Origin of the sequence: Streptomyces sp. NPDC050988, from assembly GCF_044456225.1 — a bacterium.
Classification (GTDB): domain Bacteria; phylum Actinomycetota; class Actinomycetes; order Streptomycetales; family Streptomycetaceae; genus Streptomyces.
Genome location: NZ_JBITFQ010000014.1, coordinates 186,321 through 206,367, shown reverse-complemented (window position 1 = coordinate 206,367; position 20,047 = coordinate 186,321). Strand labels below are relative to the sequence as shown.

The window sequence follows — 20,047 nt, the reverse complement described above, 5'->3', positions numbered from 1 at the left end:
GGGAAACCAGAGACGACATGCACGACGCCTTCCTCCAGCTCGCCCACTGCATGACCCTCGCCCGCAAACACCCGGCTTTCTGAAAGCACCCCTTAGGGGCGCGGGGAACTGCGCGACCAGCCCCCACCGGCCCGCACCCGACAACACACCCCCACACCGGAACCCGCAGCACTCCCTCCCCGCTTCCGGTCTCATCTCGACCGGAACGGCGAGATCAGTTGATGTTCACTCAGTAACAGCATGTATGGACTCCGGTCACAACTCTTGACGTGTGGTTCACGTGGATGAAGCATTCATCGGCGAGAGAGCGCTCCCAGAACCCCCCACCGTTCATTTCATGAACCAGGAGTGTCGCCCCCCATGACCCCTTCGCCCACAGATTCCTCGTCCTCCGGCAGAACTCCCCTCGCTCGCCGGTCGGTTCTCGGCGCCGTGGCCGCGGCGGCAGCCGCGCCGGGGCTGCTCGCCCTGTCGTCGTCGGCATCCGCCGCTCCCGCCCGCGCCCGGGCCCTGCCGGGAGGTGGCGATCTCGGCCCGAACGTCATCGTCTTCGACCCGTCCACCTCCGGTATCCAGGCCAAGCTGGACCAGATATTCGCCCAGCAGGAGACGGCGCAGTTCGGCACGGGCCGCTATCAACTGCTGTTCAAGCCGGGCACGTACAGCGGGCTCAACGCCCAACTCGGCTTCTACACCTCCATCGCCGGGCTCGGTCTGTCTCCCGACGACACCTCGATCAACGGGGACGTGACCGTTGACGCGGGCTGGTTCAACGGCAACGCCACCCAGAACTTCTGGCGTTCGGCGGAGAACCTCGCTCTCACCCCGGTCAACGGCACCAACCGCTGGGCGGTCGCGCAGGCCGCTCCGTTCCGGCGCATGCACATCCGGGGCGGCCTCAACCTCTCCCCCAACGGCTACGGCTGGGCCAGCGGCGGCTACATCGCCGACAGCCGCATCGACGGCACGGTCGGTCCGTACTCGCAGCAGCAGTGGTACACCCGCGACAGCTTTGTGGGCGGCTGGCTCAACGCCGTCTGGAACATGGTGTTCTCGGGCGTCGAGGGCGCCCCGGCGCAGACCTTCCCGAACCCGCCGTACACCACTCTCAACACCACGCCGATCTCCCGCGAGAAGCCGTTCCTCTACCTCAACGGCACGGAGTACCGCGTCTTCCTGCCGGAGAAGCGCGTCAACGCGCGCGGCACCACCTGGGGAGCCGGCACGCCTCGCGGTACGTCACTGGCGCTGACGCAGTTCTACGTGGCGAAGCCCGGCGTCACCGCCGCCACCCTCAACGAGGCGCTCACGCAAGGCCTGCATCTGCTGCTGACGCCGGGGATCTACCACCTCGACCAGCCGATCCAGGTCAACCGTGCCAACACCGTGGTCCTCGGCCTCGGTTACGCCACCCTGATCCCGGACAACGGTGTCACCGCGCTCAAGGTGGCCGATGTCGACGGCGTCCGCCTCGCGGGCTTCCTCATCGACGCCGGGCCCGTCAACTCCGCCACGCTCCTCGAGGTCGGCCCCACCGGCGCTTCGGCCGACCACTCCGTCAACCCGACCACGGTGCAGGACGTCTTCATCCGCATCGGCGGCGCGGGCGCCGGCAAGGCCACCACCAGCATGGTGATCAACAGCCGCCACACGATCATCGACCACACCTGGGTCTGGCGCGCCGACCACGGCGCCGGAGTCGGCTGGGAGACCAACCGTGCCGACTACGGCGTCCGCGTCAACGGCAACGACGTGCTGGCCACCGGGCTGTTCGTCGAGCACTTCAACAAGTACGACGTCCAGTGGTACGGCCAGGGCGGCCGCACGATCTTCTTCCAGAACGAGAAGGCGTACGACGCTCCGAACCAGGCCGCCATCCAGAACGGCGCGATCAAGGGGTACGCGGCCTACAAGGTCGCCGACACCGTGACCACGCACGAGGCATGGGGCATGGGCAGCTACTGCTACTACAACGTCAATCCGGCGATCCTCCAGCACCACGGATTCGCGACGCCGGTCAATCCGAACGTGAAGTTCCACAACATCATGGTCATCTCACTCGGCGGTCAGGGTCAGTACGAGCGCGTCATCAACGACACGGGCTCGCCGACCTCGGGAACGAACACAGTGCCGTCCGTGGTGACCTCGTACCCCTGACCGGACCACCGGGAGGGACCGGTCCGGTCCACCGTGAGGGGCCGGTAGGGGGGGCGGGAGGCAGGAAATCCACCCCCGCCCCCCACCTCTCGCCTCTCGCCTCCCGAGGGACGTCACTTCACCGAACCCGCCATCACCCCCTGCACAAAGTGCTTCTGGAAGGCGAAGAAGACCACCACCGGCACAACCAGCGACAGAAACGCCCCGGGCGCGAGCACGTCGATGTTGCTGCCGAACTGCCGGATCTGCGACTGGAGTTCAACCGTCAACGGCTGCGAGGAGCTGTCGGCGAAGAGCAGCGCGACGAGCATGTCGTTCCAGACCCAAAGGAACTGGAAGATGGCGAGAGAGGCGATGGCCGGCCGCCCCACCGGCAATACCAACCGCGTGAAGATCCGCCACTCCCCGCCCCCGTCCATCCGAGCCGCCTCCAGCATCTCCTTCGGCATCTCCGCGAAGTAGTTCCGCAGCAGGAAGATCGCGAACGGCAGCCCGTACGAGACGTGGAACAACACGACTCCGGGAATCGTGCCGAACAGCCCCAGCTGCCCGAAGAGTTTGGCCACGGGCAGCAGCCCGATCTGCACGGGCACCACCAACAGCGCGACCACCAGCAGGAAAAGGGGGTCCCGCCCGGGGAAGTCCAGCCAGGCGAAGGCATATCCGGCGAGCGCGGCGATGACGACGACGAGGAATGTGGTCGGCACCGAGATCAGCACCGTGTTCCAGAACGCCTGCGTCATCCCCGAATTGCCCAGCAGCGCCGAGTAGTTGTCGAAGGACAGCTGCGAGGGAGAGGCCAGCGCGGTCCACCAGCCACCCGTCGCGGTCTCCTGGGCGGACCGCAGCGAGGAGAGGAACAGCCCGGCGAGCGGAGTGAGCCAGACCAGGCCGATCACCACCAGGAACGCCTGCACGAGGCTGCTCGCGAGCCACCGCCTGATCGCGTTCATCGCTGACTCCCTCGGAAACGGCGGACGTTGAAGACCATGGCGGGGATCACCAGGAGCAGGAGAAGGACCCCCAGGGCACTGCCCAGGCCCTGGTTGTTGCCGCCGCCGAACGACACCAGCCACATCTGGGTGGCGAGCACGGTGGCGTCCTCCTGCACCGGGCCCGGCGCGATGATGTAGACGAGGTCGAAGACCTTCATCACGTTGATCACCAGGGTCACGAAGACCACGGTGAGGACGGGCGCGAGCAGCGGCACGGTGATCCGGCGGAAGATCTGCCACTCGTTCGCGCCGTCCATCCGGGCCGCCTCCAGCGCGTCGCGCGGCAGGGCGGCGAGCCCGGCGCCGATGAGCACCATGGCGAAGCCGGTCCAGATCCACAGGTACGCGCCGATGATGGCGGGCGTCACGAGCGCGGGACCGAGCCAGGAGATGCCCTCGTACGGCGGGGCGAAGTTCGAGGCGGGCAGCCGCACGGTGTACGAGCCCGGATCGAGGCCCTGGAAGCGGAAGGATCCGTCGGCCGCGGTGGTGCCGCTCGCCACGGTCTTGCCGTCGCGCACCGCCTCGACCCTCATCTCCGGCAGCCCGCTCTCCGTCCTGTCGACCTTGCCCTGCTCCCCTCCCCCGCCCCGTGTGAAGTCCAGGTAGACGACACCGCGCAGTTCGTCGGCCGACGCCTTCCCGGTCGCCGCCGAGTACGCGGGTCGCGCGCTCCCCGGCAGGTCCTCGGTACGTACGCCCACCAGACCGAGCCCGACGGTGTCGCCGGGGGACGCGGCGGCCGTCGTACCGTACGAGCCGTCCGCCGCCTTGGTCAGGCCCTGGCCCTCGCGGGCCCGGGCGTTCGGGTACGACGACGCGTCCTTGAAGGCGTCGTGCACGGAGACGGCGGCGGCGTTCAGGACGCCCTTCTCGGGGTCCTCGTCGTACGCGAGCCGGAAGATGATGCCCGCGGCGAGGAAGGAGACGGCCATCGGCATGAACAGCAGGAGCTTGAACGCCGTCGCCCAGCGGATCTTCTCGACGAGGACGGCGAGCACGAGCCCGAGCCCGGTGAGCAGCGTCGGCGCGACGACGACCCAGATGGCCGTGTTGCGGACGGCCTTGAGCGTGGCGGGGTCGCGGAACATCTCGGTGTAGTTGTCGCCACCCACGAACCGGTCGCCGGAGGCGTCGAAGAAGCTGCGGCCCACGGAGAACAGCACGGGGTAGACGACGAGCGCGCCGAGCAGGAGCAGGGCGGGGAAGACGAACGCGACGGCGATGATCCGGGCCCGGCGCCGAGCACGCCGTTTGCGGTCGCGGTCGGCCGGGGCGACGGGCGGCGGGCTCGCCTCTTTGAGGAGCGTGGCGGTCACGGCGATCAGCCCTTGTACGCCTTGGCCGCCGCCTGCTCCAGCGCGGCAGCGGTCCCCTTCGGGTCGGACGGGTCGCGCAGGAAGTCCTGGAGGAGCTTCCACTCGCCGGCGCCCTTGGTACCGCCGAACGCGGCAGGGGCCTGGTCCGACATGTCGAAGCGGACCGAATCCCCCGCGTCCACCAGGGACTTGGCGGTTTCTCGGGTGATGTCGTCGCCGTAGGAGGCGAGGTCGAGCTTCTTGTTCGGGGAGAGGAAGCCGCCGGCCTCGGCCCAGACCGCGGAGGCCTCGGGGGTCGTGAGGTACTCCAGGAACTCCATGGCGGCCTTCTGGTTCTTGCCGTCCTTGAGGACGACGGCCGCGTCGCCGCCGCTGACCACGGGTGCCTTGCCGTCACCGACCGCGGGGAAGGGGAAGAAGTCCGCGTCCTCGCCGATCTTCCTGCCGAACTGGTCCTTGGCGACGCCGGCCACGAAGTCGCCCTCGTAGACCATGCCCGCCGTGGGCTCGGGCCCGAAGACCTTCTCGACGGAGCCGGGGAAGTCGGTGTTCAGCGCGCCCTTCTGGCCGCCGGCTATCAGCTCCTTGTCCTTGAAGAGCTTGCCGAGGGTGGTGAGGGCCTCGACCACGGTCGGGTCTGTCCACTTGATCTTGTGGGCGGCCAGGGCGTCGTACTTCTCCGGGCCTGCCTGTGAGAGGTAGACGTTCTCGAACCAGTCGGTGAGCGTCCAGCCGTCCTGTCCGGCGACGGAGAAGGCGGCGAGGCCCGACTCCGAGACGGTCTGCCCGGCCTCCAGCATGGCGTCGTACGTCGTCGGCGTCTTGACGCCCGCCTCGTCGAGGGCGTCGGGGCTGTACCAGACGGTCGACTTGTGGGCGGCCTTGAAGTACAGGCCGTACAGGGTGCCGTCGACGCTGCCGTAGTTCTTCCACACGCTCGCGTAGTTGGCGTCGACGGACTTCTGGGCCGTCGCGGACAGCGGCTTGAGCCAGCCCTCCTTCGCGAACTGCTGGAGCACGCCGACCTGCGGGACCATCACCACGTCGGGGGCGTTGCCGCCCTCGATCTTGCTGCCGACGACCGTGGAGACGTTGTCGCCGGTGGAGGTGAACTGGGTCTTGGCGCCGGTCTTCTCGGTGAACGCGTCCAGGACCTTCTGGAAGTTCTTCTGCTCGCTGCCGGACCAGACACCGGCCACGTTGATCGTCTGGCCGTTGAGCGGCTTGTCGCCGCCGCCTGCGGAGACGTCGCCGCCTCCGCAGGCGGTGGCACCGACGGAGAGCGCGAGGGCTATGCAGCTCGTGAGCAGGGTCGTACGTCGTCGCATCATCATTGATGTCCTTCGAGGGCAGGGGAATTGACGGATGATCAACTGGAGCGGGTGATCGTGGAGTTGGTGGCTCAGGGGTTGGTGGCTCAGGGGTTGGTGCAGTCGCTGATCCACCAGGCGGCCGTCGAGCCGGGCAGGACGCCGGGCGCGCAGGGGCCGCTGGACAACAGGGGGGTGCCGGAGACCGGCGCGGACGTCGGCGCCGTACCGAAGTTGACGGCGCAGACGAGGCCGTCACCCCGGACGAAGGCGAGGACGCCCGGCTGGGTGTCCAGCCAGCGCAGCGCGCCCTCGCCCAACTGGGGCAGTCCGGCCCGCAGTTGGAGTCCGTCGCGGTAGAGGTGCCAGAAGGAGTGGGTGTCGGCGAGGGCGCGGTCGGTGGCGTACTCGGCGAAGTAGGCGGGCTGCGGCAGCCATGGCTTGGCGCTCTCGGCGCCGGAGGTGAAGCCGAACGGTGAGGCGTGCCCCGACCACGGCAGCGGCACCCGGCAGCCGTCGCGGATCCGGGCGCGGCTGCCGGTGCGGCGGAAGATCGGGTCGGTGAGCACGTCGTCGGGCAGATCGACGACCTCGGGCAGCCCGAGCTCCTCGCCCTGGTAGATGTACGCGGCTCCGGGCAGCGCCAGCATCAGCAGCGCGGCGGCGCGGGCGCGGGCGGCGCCCAGACCGCTGCCCTCGGTGCCCAGTTCGCCGTAGCGGGTGACCGTGCGGACCTGGTCGTGGTTGTTGAGGACCCAGGTGACCGTCGAGCCGGTGCCGGCGATGTCCTGCATGGCGTGGGAGATGACCTTGCGGAAGGCGTCGGCGTTCCAGGGCGCGCTGAGCAGGTCGAAGAAGAAGGCCTGGTGCAGTTCGTCGTGGCGTACGTACAGGGCGTGTTCGCGGGCGGTCGGCACGGAGACCTCGCCGACGAGCAGCCGCTCCTGGCCGTCGCGGTCGGTGTACTCCTCGCACACCGACCGCCAGCGCCGCCAGACGTCGTGCACCTCGGGCTGGTTCCAGGCGAGCGGGTTGACCGAGTCGCGGGTGCGGGCGTCGGCTTCGGGGTCGGGCGAGTCCGGCAGCTCGGGGTGCTTGTAGAGGCCGGCGGCGACGTCGATGCGGAAGCCGTCGACGCCCCGGTCGAGCCAGAAGCGCAGGGCGTGGTCGAAGTGGGCGCCGACCTCGGGGTTGCGCCAGTTCAGGTCGGGCTGCTCGGGCGTGAACATGTGCAGGTACCACTGGCCGGGGGTGCCGTCCTGCTCGGTGACCCGGCTCCAGGCGGGGCCGCCGAACATGGAGTGCCAGTTGTTGGGCGGCTCGGACCCGTCCGGGCCCCGGCCGTCGGCGAAGTGGAAGCGGGCGCGGGCCTCGCTGCCCGGTGCCGCGGCCAGTGCCTCCCGGAACCACGGGTGCTCCTCCGAGCAGTGGTTGGGGACGATGTCCAGGAGCACCTTGACGCCGAGCCGCCGGGCGTCCGTCATCAGCAGGTCGAACTCGCCGAGGTCGCCGAAGACCGGGTCGACGTCGCAGTAGTCGGCCACGTCGTAGCCGTGGTCGTGCTGCGGCGAGGGGTAGAAGGGGCTCAGCCAGACGCCGTCGACGCCCAGCTTCTTCAGATACGGCAGTCCGGCCCTGACTCCGGCGAGATCGCCGATGCCGTCCCCGGTGCTGTCCAGAAAGCTCCGGACGTAGACCTGGTAGATCACTGCGTCGCGCCACCAGCGGTGCATGTCGATCGTCACCCGTTGACCTGTCTGTGCGTGCCTCCGGTTATGCATGCATGTTAAGTAGCCGTGTCGCGCAGGTGTCAACGAGTAGGCGGAGAGTACTCAGAAGTTGGTCTTTAATAACAGGATATTTCCATCCAATGAGACCGAAGACGAGACGCGCCCGTTACCTAACAAGTAACTAGGACCTGTTGAATGTGCCGGAAGGAGGGGTCAGCCCCGGCGGGAGATGTCCGCCAGCTCGCGCGCGAGACGTCGCACCGCGGCCTCGGGCGTCTGGCGCCCGGTCATCGCGTCCTGCACCACGGCCTGCACGGCCAGACTGACCTGGTCGTAGCGGGGGCTCTTGGGACGCGGCGCCGCCGCCGCGACGCTCGCGCGCAGCGTCGGCAGATACGGGAACCGCCGGATCAGCTCCGGGTCCCGGTAGAGCGCGGCCCGCACGGGCGGCAGCGCGCCCTCGGTGAGGACCAGACGCTGCACCCGCTCGCTCGTCAGGTAGGAGATGAGGCGCGCGGCGGAATCGGGGTGGTGGGCATGCGCGCTGACGGCGAGGTTGGAACCGCCGAGCACACTCGCGCCCGGTCCGTCGGGCCCGGGCAGCGGCACCGCGCCGATCTTCCCGGCGACCGCCGAGCCCTTGGCGGAGGCGCCGACATAGGCGTACGGCCAGTTGCGCAGGAAGAGGAGCCGGCCGTCCTGGAAGGCCTGCTTGGACTCCTCCTCCTTGTACGTCAGCGCCTTCTCGGGGATCCAGCCGTCACGCACGCCGCGGGCGAGGAAGCCGATGCCCTCGCGGGCCGCCGCCGAGTCGACGGTGACGCGTTCGCCCTCGTCGCCGAGGATCGTGCCGCCCGCCGAGTAGACCGCCTCGGCGGCGTTCACCGTGAGCCCCTCGTAGGGCAGGAACTGACCCGCGTAGCCGTCGAGTCCGTACTTCGGCGCGATGGCCTTCGCCTGTTTCTCCAGCTCGGCCCAGGTGCGCGGGGGCTCGACACCCTCCTTGTCGAGGATGTCCTTGCGGTAGAGGAGAAGTCCCGCGTTGGTGACGTACGGGACCGCGTACAGCCGTCCGTCGTACGTCGCCGTGTCCTCGACCTGCGGCAGGAAGCCGTCGAGCGGGAAGCGGTCCCGGGACAGCGGGGAGATCCAGCCTGCGGCGGCGAACTCCGAGGTCCAGGCGACGTCGATGTTGAGGACGTCGAAGCGGCTCCGGTCGACGCCGCGCAGGTCGGTGGTCATCTGCGCCCGGGTCTCGTCGGCGGAGTCCGGGAGCTCGACGAGGGTGACCTTCTCGCCGGGGTGAGTACGGTTCCAGCCTTCGAGCAACGGACCCAGATAGCTGGTGAGATCGCCCGCGGTGGCCAGCGTGAGCGGACCCCGGCCGCCGCCGCGCGCTCCGTCGGCCTGCGCGCCCGAGGCGACGTAACCGGTCAGAACCACCGCCGCGACCAGGAGTCCCCTACCCGCGGCATGTATCCACCGCATAGGTTCCTCCTTGGTACTCCGGCTGCCGGGCACCTTCGCCCGGAGTCAGAGGCCATGTATACCTGTTAGGTATGGGCGATACTAGGGCCTGCGGCACATCGGCCCCTCGACATCGGCTGGAGCGCCCCCGAGGCGAACCGAGAGAAAGGGTGGAGGAGAGCACTGGTGCGGCTGCCCCTCCTGGCCCTGCTGGCGCGCGGCCCGGCCCACGGATACGAGCTCAAGCAGGACCTTGAGCAACTGCTGGGCTCCGCGTACCCTCAGCCGAACGTCGGCCAGATCTATGTGACGCTCGGCCGCCTCGAGAAGTCGGGACTGATCGAGGGCGAGGAAGTCGAGCAGTCGAGCCGGCCCAACAAGAAGATCTACCACCTCACCGAAGCCGGGCGTGAGGCGCTGCGCGCCTGGTACGAGGAGACGGCGGACGAGCCGCGCGTGCGGGACGAGTTCTTCATGAAGCTCGCGCTCGCGCCGCAGACCGGACTCGCCGACCAGATCACCCTGATCAACAAACAGCGGCGCGAGTACCTGAACACCATGCGCAGCCTGTCGAAACTCGCCGCGACCGAGAGCCGGGACAACCGCATCTCCCAGCTGCTCATAGAGGGCGCCATGCTGCATCTGCAGGCCGACCTCGACTGGCTGGAACGCTGCCAGGAGGAATTGGAGGAGCTGGAGTGAGCCGCACCGCTCCTTCGTCGCGCGCCGAGGGCGCTCCCCTGCTGCGCGCCGAGGGCCTGGTCAAGACCCACTACGGCGAGGGCGCCCCCGCGCATGCCGTGCGGGGCGTGGACCTCGCCGTACGGCAGGGTGAGTTCGTCGCCGTCACGGGTCCCTCGGGCGCCGGGAAGTCGACGCTGCTGCATCTGCTCGGCGGGCTCCAGCGACCGGACTCCGGCAGCATCTGGCTCGACGGCGCGTGCACGGACGCGTACAGCGAGGCCCGCTGGGCGGTCGAGCGCCGGCGCCGCATCGGCATCGTCTTCCAGTTCTTCAACCTCGTCTCGAACCTGTCGGTCGCCGACAACGTCGAGCTGCCCGCCCTGCTCGCCGGCCTCTCCCCCAAGCAGGCCCGCGCCGAGCGCGAGCGGCTCCTCGCCGAGCTGGGCCTGGAGGGCAAGGAGCGCAGCATGCCGGGCGAGCTGTCCGGCGGCGAGCAGCAGCGGGTCGCGCTGGCCCGCGCCCTGGTCAACCACCCGCCCCTGCTGCTGGCCGACGAGCCCGCGGGCAGCCTGGACAGCAAGGGCACCCGCGAGGTGACCCGGCTGCTGTCCCGCTTCCACGAGCGCGGCCAGACCATCGTGCTGGTCACCCATGACGCACGGCTCGCGAGCGCCGCGGACCGGGTGATCAGCTTCTTCGACGGCCGTATCGCCGACGACGCGGAGCTGGACACCGCGCCCGCGCGCCGCGGCACGGGGATATCCGGCGTGCTGGAACTGAGGGACTGAGCGGCGTGCGCGAGCCTCTGTCGAAGGCCATCCGCCAGGACCTCTCCGCCGTGCACGGGCCGCGGAACGGGCCCCTCGCGCGCGGGCCGCGCAGCCAGCCATTCGCGCGCGAGCCGAGGGGCTGAGCCGCCGTGCGGGCCACCCTGCGCTGGGCGCACGCCGATCTGCGCACGCATCGCGGCGAGGCACTGTTCATCGTGCTCGCCACCACCGGGATCGTCGCCTCGCTGCTGCTCGCCACAGCGCTCTTCGGGTACGCGACCAACCCCTGGCAGCGGGTCTTCACCCAGTCGCAGGGCGCGCACGTGTGGATCCACACCGGCCCGTCGGCCGACGCGCGCGAACTCGCCGAGGTGGACGGCGTCACGTCCGTCGCGGGCCCGTACCCCACCGCCTCGGCCGCCGTCGAGTCGCGCGGTACCCGTGCCTCCGTCGAGCTGCGCGGCATCGTCGGCCGGCCCGCGACCGGCCGGCCGCTGCTCACCTCCGGCCGCTGGCTCGACCCCGCCGCGCCGGACGGTGTGGTGCTGGAGAGCAGCCTGGCCCGGGCTCTGTGGGCCGAGCCCGGGGACGTCCTCACCGTGCCCGGCACCGCCCGGACCCTGACCGTCCTCGGCGTGGCCGACAGCGCCGAGCCCCGCTACAGCCCCGGGGAGCGGTCGGGCCTGGTGTGGGCCCTCCCCTCCGCCGTACGGCAGACGGAAGGGCGCGGCGGCGAGGTGACCGGACTGCGGTTGACCGATCCCGGTGACACGAACTACGCCGTCCAGCGTGCCGTCACCCTGCTCGGTCCGGGAGCGGTCACCGACGTCTCGCACTGGCAGCAGGCACGGTCGGAGGCCCAGGGCGGCAACCGGCTGCTCGGCCAGGTCCTCGGCCTGTTCGGTCTTGGCGCCCTGGTCGCCGCCGCGCTCGCCGTGCACGGGGCGATCGGCACCCGTATCCGCGGCCATCTGCGGGACATCTCGGTCCTGAAGGCGATCGGCTTCACGCCGGGCCAGGTGGTGCGGATCTTCCTGCTCCAGCATGTGGCGTTCGCGTTCCTCGGCGCCGTGCTCGCCACCGTCCTCATCCAGGCCCTGGGCAACCGGGTCCCGGGGCGTCTCGGCGACGCGGTCGGTGTGTGGCAGGGGCTGCCGGGGCACACGGCGGCGCTGCTCGCCGTGCCCGTGGCCGTGGTGCTGTTCATCGCCGCGACGACCGGGCTCGCCGCCTGGCGTGCCGGACAGGTGCCTCCGGTGCCCGGGCTGCGGGCCGCGGCTCCGCTGGGCGGCCGGCTGTCGGGCCTGGCGCGCGGGGCCCTCGGGCTGCGGCTGCCGTCCGCGCTGGTCCTGGGGTGGCACAAGGCGTTCTCGCGCCGGCCCCGCTCGCTGGCCACACTCGCCCGGCTGGCGCTGCCGCTGCTGCTGATCGTCGTGGCGATGAGCGCCTGGACCACCATCGACCGCTTCCACAGCAGGCCCGACCAGCTCGGTCTGGCGGCCGCGCTCACCGTACGGGCGGACGAGACCCTGACCGATCCGGACGTACGCGCCCTGCTGGCCCGGAATCCGCAGGTCGACGCCGTCCATCCGGGCGTCGAGGTGGCCGCCCTGGTCCCGGGCCAGACGGGCACGATCGCCCTGCGCGGGCTCGGCACGCAAAAGGATCCGTACCCGTTCTCGCTGGCGGAGGGACGCCCCGCGCGCGGCCCCGACGAGGCGGTGGCCGGCCAGGGTCTGCTCGACCTGCTGGACGTGCGGGTCGGGAGCTGGGTGCGGATCACGGTGGGCGAGCGGCCGCAGATCCTGCACATCGTCGGGCGCAGCATCGAGCCGGAGAACAGCGGCCGGGTCATCTCCACCTCGCTCGACACCCTCCGGGAGAACAACCCCGGGCTCGGCCCGGCCCTCTATCAGCTCCAGTTGCGCCCCGGCGCCGACCCGCAGCGGGTGGCCGCGGAGCTGACCGAGGCCGCGCACGGGGACATCAGCGTGCACGCCGTGCCGAACCCGGCCGACGGGCTCTCCCCGCTGCGCGGAGTCGTCGTGGGACTGATCGCCGTACTGGCCCTGATCGGCCTCATCGAGCTGCTCACGGCGATCGGCGGCACGGTACGCGAGGGCGAGCGGGACCTGCTGGCGCTGAAGGCGATCGGGCTGACCCCGCGCCAGATCACCGCGGTCACGGTGACGGCCACGGGGTGCACGGCACTGGCCGCGGTCCTCGTCGCAGCGGCGCTGGGGGTGCCGCTCGCCCACTGGCTGATCGACGCACAGGGCAGGTCGAGCGGCATCGGCGCCGGGATCGCCATGGGACCCTCCCCCGGGCTGCTGCTGCTCCTGGGCGCGGCCGCCGTCCTCGGCGCAGCCGCGCTCGCCGCCCTGCCCGCTGCCCGGTCGGCCCGCCGACGGCTCGCGGACACGCTGAGCGCGGTGGCCTGAGCCGCCGGGCCGGGTCGGCCACGGGCCGGCCGGGACGGTCGAGTCGAGCAGGTCAGGGCAGGGCTGGTCAGGACCGGTACGGCGACTGCGGCGGCTGGGGCGGTCCGTACGGGTTGCCCTGGACGTACGGCGGGTACGGCGCACCGTTGCCGGGCGGGTACGGCCGGCCCGGCGGTGCGTACGGCTGTCCCGGCGGCATGTACGGCTGACCGGGAGGCGCGTACGGCTGCCCCGGCGGCGGGTACATGTTGCCCTGCGGCGGCACGAACCCGTTGTTCGGCGCGTACGGCCGCGGGGACGGGAGCGTCGACGGATGCGCGCTCAGCCGGATGCCGTGGTGACGTCGGAGCCGGTGCAGCTCCAGGGCGGCGATGCCCGTGACCGTCAGCGGGGCGCCCAGAATGAACACGATCCCCAGCTTGAAGCTGAGCCCGTGCAGATCACCGGTGACCAGGTCCGGAAGGGCCATCAGCCATGTCGTCACGGTGGCGAGCAGCGCCGGCAGGGCGCGGTGCACGGCGGCGGAACCGAAGAAGTTCCCGGACAGCTGCACGGCCCCGTACATCAGCATGCCGGTGATCCACATCGCCGGCAGGCCGAGCACCACCGTATAGATGGTTCCGAGCTGGATCGACAGCTGCCACAGCAGCACCGTCCCGACGACCATGACGATGAAGAGGAGCAGCAGCTTGAGCGAGTTGAACAGGGACCCGCGCAGTTCGCGGATCCTGCCGGTGCGCCGCCAGACGAAGAGCATCACGCCCACGGTCAGCGGGGTGATGAACAGCAGCACGAGGGCCGCCACCACGATGTTCTCGAGCACCTCGTTGAAGTCGAACCTGCCCTCGACGAACGTGTACACGCCGAATGCCGCCACAGCTCCGGCGATGACACGTACACGCTTGAGGCGTTCCACCGACGGATCGACCGCCGGCGGGATCCACGCCGGGTGGAACACCGCCTGCGCCACGGCCTTGGGCTGCAGAATCGACGCCACCGACAGATTGCGGCTGAGCCATCTTCCGCGCGAACCAGCCATGTTCAGCTCCCCCCGAGCCCTCGCCGTCATGATCGCCCGAAATTCTAAGGGAGGCGGACGGCCGTTCCACCGTCCGCCTCCCGACCCTCACGACTACTCCACGACTACTTCCGGCCGCGCAGCTCCCGGTACTTGGCCACGAGCGCGGTGGTGGACTCGTCGAGGCCCGGCACCTCCGCACCCTCCGTCAGCGCGGGCTCCACACGCTTGGCGAGGACCTTGCCCAGCTCGACGCCCCACTGGTCGAAGGAGTCGATGTTCCAGATCGCGCCCTGCACGAACACCTTGTGCTCGTAGAGGGCGATGAGCTGGCCGAGCACCGACGGGGTGAGCTCGCGGGCGAGGATGGTGGTCGTCGGGTGGTTGCCCTTGAACGTCTTGTGCGGCACCAACTCCTCGGGCACGCCCTCCGCCCGCACCTCGTCCGGCGTCTTGCCGAAGGCCAGCGCCTGCGTCTGTGCGAAGAAGTTGGCCATCAGCAGGTCGTGCTGGGCGACCAGACCCGGCAGCAGATCGGCGACCGGCTCGGCGAAACCGATGAAGTCCGCCGGGATCAGCTTCGTGCCCTGGTGGATGAGCTGGTAGTACGCGTGCTGTCCGTTGGTGCCCGGCGTGCCCCACACGACAGGGCCCGTCTCCCACTCCACGGGACGCCCGTCACGGTCCACGGACTTGCCGTTGGACTCCATGTCGAGCTGCTGGAGGTACGCGGTGAACTTGGACAGGTAGTGCGAGTACGGCAGCACCACGTGCGACTGGGCGTCGTGGAAGTTGCCGTACCAGACACCCAACAGGCCGAGCAGCAAAGGCACGTTGGACTCGGCGGGCGCGGTCCTGAAGTGCTCGTCGACGAGATGGAAGCCGTCGAGCATCTCCCGGAAGCGGTCCGGGCCGATCGCGATCATCAGCGACAGGCCGATCGCCGAGTCGAACGAGTAGCGGCCGCCGACCCAGTCCCAGAACTCAAACATGTTGGCCGTGTCGATACCGAAGTCCGCGACCTTCTCGGCGTTCGTCGACAGCGCCACGAAGTGCTTGGCGACGGCTTCCTGACCGGCCTTCAGCTCGGTGAGGAGCCAGTTGCGGGCGGAGGTCGCGTTGGTGATCGTCTCAATGGTGGTGAACGTCTTCGAGGCGATGACGAACAGCGTCTCGGCCGGGTCCAGGTCCCGTACGGCCTCGTGCAGGTCGGCCCCGTCCACGTTCGACACGAAGCGGACGGTCAGGTCGCGGTCGGTGAAGGAGCGCAGCACCTCGTAGGCCATCGCCGGGCCGAGGTCGGAGCCACCGATGCCGATGTTCACGACGTTCTTGATGCGCTTGCCCGTGTGGCCGGTCCACTCGCCCGAGCGGACGCGCTCGGCGAAGCCGGCCATCTTGTCCAGGACGGCGTGCACTGCCGGTACGACGTTCTCGCCGTCGACCTCGACGACGGCGTCGCGCGGGGCGCGCAGCGCGGTGTGCAGGACCGCGCGGTCCTCGGTCGTGTTGATCTTCTCGCCGCGGAACATGGCGTCCCGCAGTCCGAACACGTCCGTGGCGGCGGCCAGCGCGCGCAGCAGCCGCAGCGTCTCGTCGGTGATCAGGTGCTTGGAGTAGTCGACGTGCAGATCGCCGACCTGAAACGTGTATCCGGTGCCGCGTCCGGGGTTGTGGGCGAACAGCTCACGGAGCTGCGTCTCGCCGAGTTCCTCCCAGTGCCCGGCCAGAGCGGTCCACTCGGGTGTCTGGTCGAGCCTGGTACGGCTGTCTGCGTTCATGTGGGACTTCCGCCTCTTTCCTGCCTGTGCTGCGTACCTTGCCCCGCTGCCGGTCCCAACCTAATTGATCAGGGCGGGACGTGAGCTGTCGTCCCGCCGTCGTCCGGCTCAACAACAGATACGTCCGGCTGGAGCACGCGTATCAGCACGGCGCAGGAGGAAGGCACGGGCACAGTCCTGGTGCGCGTCCCGAACACGTCCGGGCCGGACACCCGTGGGTGTCCGGCCCGGACCTCAACTCCTAGATCTCGCCCCGCAGTTTGGCGAGCGCCTCGGCGAGGATGGCCTCGCCGTCCGCGTCGCTGCGCCGTTCCCGTACGTACGCGAGGTGCGTCTTGTACGGTTCGGTGCGCGGCGGGTCCGGCGGGTTGTCCCGGTCCTGTCCGGCGGGGAAGCCGCAGCGCGGGCAGTCCCAGGTATCGGGGACCTGCGCGTCGCTGGCGAAGCTGGGCTGCGTCTCGTGCCCGTTCGAGCACCAGAAGGAGATGCGCAGCCGCGGCGCGGACTCGCCACGCTCGGCCTCGCCCATCGGCCCCGCCCCGACCCGGCTTCCTCGGATCGCGTTGCCACTTGCCACGGTCGTAACTCCCTGCGTAATGGTGCCGCAAAGCGAGTCGGCGTTTCGCTTCGCTGCGAGCGCCTCAGTCTACGTAAGGCCCAACGCGCGTCTAGTGGATGCGGTTACACCCCGCCCAAAGACGCAAGCCCCATGATAGGCCGCGCTTGCGGGCGCGTACCGTACATGGGGCCTTACGTGCGGAATGTGCTTGCGTAATGTGCGTTTGTGCTGGCGTTCCGATGTCGGGCGGTGATCAGTTGTTGACCTTCATCAGAAGGCCCAGCACCACAATGGACGCGAACCACAGCAAACCGACCACCACGGTGATGCGGTCCAGGTTGCGCTCGGCGACCGAGGAGCCGCCGACGGAGGACTGCATGCCGCCACCGAACATGTCGGACAGGCCGCCGCCCTTCCCCTTGTGCATCAGCACCAGCATCATCAGCAACAGGCTGAAGACGATCAGGGCGATCGAGAACCCCATAACCACGGCTGGACCAACTTCCTCGGACTTGGAACGGACGACGGGGGCCGGTGCTTCGGGTACGAAGCGGCCCGGCCCCCGCAAGGGTACGACGTAACGCCGCTACGGCCTACTCGCAGGTCGTCGGATCGTTACGGAACGCGGCTCACTGGTCGCGGAAGCGGGCGATCTTGACGAACTCCTCGGAGTCCAGGGACGCGCCGCCGACCAGGGCACCGTCGATGTCGGGCTTCGCCATGATCTCGGCGACGTTGCCGGCCTTGACGGAGCCGCCGTACTGAATTCGGACGGCGTCGGCCAGTTCCCGCGTGTACAGCTCGGCGAGCTTGCCGCGGATCGCCGCGCAGACCTCCTGGGCGTCGTCGGAGCCGCAGACCTTGCCGGTGCCGATGGCCCAGACGGGCTCGTACGCGATCACGATCGTCTCGGCCTGCTCGGCCGGGAGGTCCTTGAGACCGCCCTCGACCTGCGCGAGCGTGTGTGTGACGTGGTTGCCCGCCTCGCGGACGTCCAGTTCCTCGCCGACGCACAGGATCGGGGTGAGGCCGTGCTTGTAGGCGGCCTTGACCTTGGAGTTCACGACCTCGTCGGTCTCGTTGTGGTACTGGCGGCGCTCGGAGTGGCCGATCGCCACGTAGGTGCACTTGAGCTTGGCCAGCATCGAGCCGGAGATCTCGCCGGTGTAGGCACCGGAGTCGTGCGCCGAGATGTCCTGGGCGCCGTACTTGATCTTGAGCTTGTCCCCGTCGACCAGGGTCTGCACCGAGCGGAGGTCGGTGAAGGGCGGCAGGACCGCGACCTCACAGGCCTCGTAGTCCTTGTCGGCCAGGGCGAAGGCGAGCTTCTGGACATGGGCGATGGCCTCGAGGTGGTTGAGGTTCATCTTCCAGTTGCCCGCCATCAGCGGCGTACGAGTGGTCATACGGGGTCAGTCCTCCAGTGCGGCGAGGCCGGGGAGCGTCTTGCCCTCTAGGTATTCGAGGGAGGCGCCGCCGCCGGTCGAGATGTGGCCGAATGCCGTCTCGTCGAAGCCCAGGATGCGGACGGCCGCGGCGGAGTCGCCACCGCCGACGACCGTGAAGGCCGGGGAGTCGAGAAGGGCCTGGGCGACCGCCTTGGTGCCCTCGGCGTAGTCGGGGTGCTCGAAGACGCCCATCGGGCCGTTCCAGAAGACCGTGGCGGCGTCGGTGAGCTTCGATGCGTACAGCTTGCGGGACTCCGGACCGATGTCCAGGCCCATCTGGTCGGCCGGGACGGCGTCCGCGGCGACGGTGGTGGGGTTGGTTGGCGCCTTGGCCTTCAGGTCGGGGAAGCCCCCGGAGACCACCACGTCGACCGGGAGGACCAGCTCGACGCCGTTCTTCTCGGCCCGCGCGATGTACTCCTGCACGGCCGGGATCTGGTCCTCCTGAAGGAGGGAGGCGCCGATCTCGTGGCCCTGCGCCTTGAGGAAGGTGTACGCCATGCCGCCGCCGATCAGCAGCCGGTCGGCCTTGCCGAGCAGCTGGTCGATCACGGCGAGCTTGTCGGACACCTTGGCGCCGCCGAGGGCGACCACGTAGGGGCGCTTGACGTCCTCGGTGAGCTTCTTCAGGACGCCGACCTCGGTGGCGATGAGGTATCCCGCGTAGTGCGGCAGCCGCGCCGGGAGATCGAAGACCGAGGCGTGCCCCCGGTGCACGGCACCGAAACCGTCGCCCACGTAGACATCGGCCAGGGCGGCGAGCCGGTCGGCGAACTCGCCGCGCTCGGTGTCGTCCTTGGACGTCTCGCCCGCGTTGAAGCGCAGGTTCTCGATGACCGCGACCTGGCCCGGCTGGAGCCCGTTCACGGCGTCGTGCGCGGCGGGGCCGACCGTGTCCTGGGCGAAGGCCACGGGGGCGCCCAGCAGCTCGCCGAGGCGCTCGGCGGCGGCGAGCAGCGAGAAGGCGGGGTCCGGGGCACCCTTGGGGCGGCCCAGGTGCGAGGCGACGACCACCTTGGCGCCCGCCTCGGCGAGGGCCTTGACGGTGGGCAGGACGGCGCGGATGCGGCCGTCGTCGGTGATGCGGCCTTCGGCCAGCGGCACGTTCAGGTCGGCGCGGACGAAGACCCGCTTGCCGTCCACACCTTCGGCGAGAAGTTCGTCGATCGTCTTCATGAGGGGGCTCCTAGAGAAGGCTCAAGTGGTCCGAGAGGGCTGATCGATCAGCACGCGGCACAGGGCTCGGGCAGCGCGGCGGTGCGCTGCCCGAGCCCTGTGCTCACATCGAGAGGCCTTGCTCTGGGACTTAGAGCTGGCCGCCGACGAAGACCGTGAGGTCCACGAGGCGGTTGGAGTAGCCCCACTCGTTGTCGTACCAGCCGAGGATCTTCACCGTGTTGCCCTCCTGGACCATGGTCAGGGAGGAGTCGAAGGTGCAGGAGGCCGGGTCGCTGACGATGTCCGAGGAGACGATCGGGTCCTCGGTGTACGCCAGGTAGCCCTTGAGGTCGCCGTCGTCGGAGGCCTTCTTGAACGCGGCGTTGACCTCGTCCTTGGTGACCTCGCGCTGCAGCGTCACGACCAGGTCGGTGGCCGAGCCGGTCGGGACCGGGACGCGCATCGCGATGCCGTCGAGCTTGCCCTTGAGCTGCGGGAGGACCAGGGCGGTGGCCTTCGCGGCACCCGTGGTGGTCGGGATGATGTTCTCGGCGGCGGCGCGGGCGCGGCGCAGGTCCGAGTGCGGGAAGTCCAGGATGCGCTGGTCGTTCGTGTACGCGTGGACCGTCGTCATCAGGCCCTTGACGATGCCGAAGTTCTCGTCGAGGACCTTGGCCATCGGCGCCACACAGTTGGTGGTGCAGGAGGCGTTCGAGATGACGTGGTGGTTCGCCGGCTCGTACTTGTCCTGGTTGACGCCCATCACGATGGTGATGTCCTCGTCCTTGGCCGGAGCCGAGATGAGGACCTTCTTGGCGCCGCCGGTGATGTGCTTCTCGGCGTCGGCCTTCTTGGTGAAGATGCCGGTCGACTCGATGACGATGTCGACGCCCAGCTCGCCCCACGGGATGTCGGCGGGGTTGCGCTCGGAGAGCACCTTGATGGTGTGGCCGTCGACCGTGATCGTGTCGGCGGTGTTCGACACCTCGGCCTTGAGTCGGCCCAGGATGGTGTCGTACTTCAGCAGGTGAGCGGTGGTCGCGGTGTCACCCAGGTCGTTGACAGCCACGATCTCGATGTCTGCACCCTGCTCCAGCAGCGCGCGGAAGTAGTTACGACCGATGCGGCCAAAGCCGTTGATGCCTACGCGGATCGTCACGAACCGATCTCCTCGTTAGGAACGCCGGCTTTGGACGCCGGCGAGTTTGTA

The 20,047-nt window shown here is 69.6% G+C and carries 16 protein-coding genes; 4 read left to right on the top strand and 12 right to left on the bottom strand.

Annotated features, from left to right (window positions below; all coding sequences use genetic code 11):
- Positions 1-360 precede the first annotated feature (360 nt).
- A complete protein-coding gene (locus ACIBEI_RS28330) occupies positions 361-2,157 on the top strand; it encodes a coagulation factor 5/8 type domain-containing protein (RefSeq protein WP_398893062.1) in 1,797 nt (598 codons plus the stop codon).
- A gap of 113 nt (positions 2,158-2,270) precedes the next feature.
- On the opposite strand, the gene ACIBEI_RS28325 is transcribed toward ACIBEI_RS28330, so the two are convergent.
- From ACIBEI_RS28325 to ACIBEI_RS28305, 5 genes are all read right to left on the bottom strand, one after another.
- Entirely contained in the window at positions 2,271-3,110 is an 840-nt protein-coding gene (locus ACIBEI_RS28325) for a carbohydrate ABC transporter permease (RefSeq protein ID WP_398893061.1), read from the bottom strand.
- The gene (locus ACIBEI_RS28320) at positions 3,107-4,471 is read right to left on the bottom strand and encodes an ABC transporter permease subunit (RefSeq protein WP_398893060.1); all 1,365 of its coding nucleotides are present in this window, start codon (positions 4,469-4,471) and stop codon (positions 3,107-3,109) included. Before ACIBEI_RS28320 ends, ACIBEI_RS28325 begins: the two co-directional genes overlap by 4 nt.
- A 5-nt stretch (positions 4,472-4,476) precedes the next feature.
- Positions 4,477-5,802, bottom strand: coding sequence for an ABC transporter substrate-binding protein (locus tag ACIBEI_RS28315; protein WP_398893069.1), 1,326 nt, complete (start codon positions 5,800-5,802; stop codon positions 4,477-4,479).
- A gap of 86 nt (positions 5,803-5,888) precedes the next feature.
- Positions 5,889-7,562, bottom strand: coding sequence for a glycoside hydrolase family 13 protein (locus ACIBEI_RS28310; protein ID WP_398893059.1), 1,674 nt, complete (start codon positions 7,560-7,562; stop codon positions 5,889-5,891).
- A gap of 162 nt (positions 7,563-7,724) precedes the next feature.
- Positions 7,725-8,999 (bottom strand): ABC transporter substrate-binding protein, encoded by a 1,275-nt coding sequence (locus tag ACIBEI_RS28305; protein ID WP_398893058.1) that lies wholly within the window; start codon positions 8,997-8,999, stop codon positions 7,725-7,727.
- A 165-nt stretch (positions 9,000-9,164) separates the two neighbouring features.
- On the opposite strand from ACIBEI_RS28305, the gene ACIBEI_RS28300 reads away from it, so the two are divergent.
- The 3 genes from ACIBEI_RS28300 to ACIBEI_RS28290 all read left to right on the top strand — a co-directional run bounded on the left by ACIBEI_RS28300 (position 9,165) and on the right by ACIBEI_RS28290 (position 12,873).
- The gene (locus ACIBEI_RS28300) at positions 9,165-9,680 is read left to right on the top strand and encodes a PadR family transcriptional regulator (protein WP_055615073.1); all 516 of its coding nucleotides are present in this window, start codon (positions 9,165-9,167) and stop codon (positions 9,678-9,680) included.
- Positions 9,677-10,450, top strand: coding sequence for an ABC transporter ATP-binding protein (locus tag ACIBEI_RS28295; protein WP_398893057.1), 774 nt, complete (start codon positions 9,677-9,679; stop codon positions 10,448-10,450). Before ACIBEI_RS28300 ends, ACIBEI_RS28295 begins: the two co-directional genes overlap by 4 nt.
- Positions 10,451-10,581: 131 nt before the next feature.
- On the top strand, positions 10,582-12,873 hold the full coding sequence (locus ACIBEI_RS28290) for an ABC transporter permease (protein ID WP_398893056.1): 2,292 nt from the start codon (positions 10,582-10,584) through the stop codon (positions 12,871-12,873).
- A gap of 67 nt (positions 12,874-12,940) precedes the next feature.
- Here ACIBEI_RS28290 and ACIBEI_RS28285 read toward each other — a convergent pair whose 3' ends face one another.
- The 7 genes from ACIBEI_RS28285 to gap all read right to left on the bottom strand — a co-directional run bounded on the left by ACIBEI_RS28285 (position 12,941) and on the right by gap (position 19,996).
- Positions 12,941-13,912, bottom strand: coding sequence for a DUF3824 domain-containing protein (locus tag ACIBEI_RS28285; protein WP_398893055.1), 972 nt, complete (start codon positions 13,910-13,912; stop codon positions 12,941-12,943).
- 104 nt (positions 13,913-14,016) lie between these two features.
- Positions 14,017-15,672: a glucose-6-phosphate isomerase gene (gene pgi, locus ACIBEI_RS28280; RefSeq protein ID WP_398893054.1), complete on the bottom strand. Its 1,656-nt coding sequence runs from the start codon at positions 15,670-15,672 to the stop codon at positions 14,017-14,019.
- A gap of 241 nt (positions 15,673-15,913) precedes the next feature.
- Positions 15,914-16,249, bottom strand: a complete 336-nt coding sequence (locus ACIBEI_RS28275) for an RNA polymerase-binding protein RbpA (protein ID WP_003957010.1) — start codon at positions 16,247-16,249, stop codon at positions 15,914-15,916.
- Positions 16,250-16,484: 235 nt separating this feature from the next.
- Entirely contained in the window at positions 16,485-16,715 is a 231-nt protein-coding gene (gene secG / locus ACIBEI_RS28270) for a preprotein translocase subunit SecG (protein ID WP_055615078.1), read from the bottom strand.
- A 145-nt stretch (positions 16,716-16,860) separates the two neighbouring features.
- Positions 16,861-17,637: a triose-phosphate isomerase gene (gene tpiA, locus ACIBEI_RS28265; protein ID WP_398893053.1), complete on the bottom strand. Its 777-nt coding sequence runs from the start codon at positions 17,635-17,637 to the stop codon at positions 16,861-16,863.
- A gap of 6 nt (positions 17,638-17,643) precedes the next feature.
- Positions 17,644-18,855, bottom strand: coding sequence for a phosphoglycerate kinase (locus ACIBEI_RS28260; protein WP_398893052.1), 1,212 nt, complete (start codon positions 18,853-18,855; stop codon positions 17,644-17,646).
- A 130-nt stretch (positions 18,856-18,985) separates the two neighbouring features.
- A complete protein-coding gene (gene gap / locus ACIBEI_RS28255; protein WP_398893051.1) occupies positions 18,986-19,996 on the bottom strand; it encodes a type I glyceraldehyde-3-phosphate dehydrogenase in 1,011 nt (336 codons plus the stop codon).
- Positions 19,997-20,047: the final 51 nt, after the last annotated feature.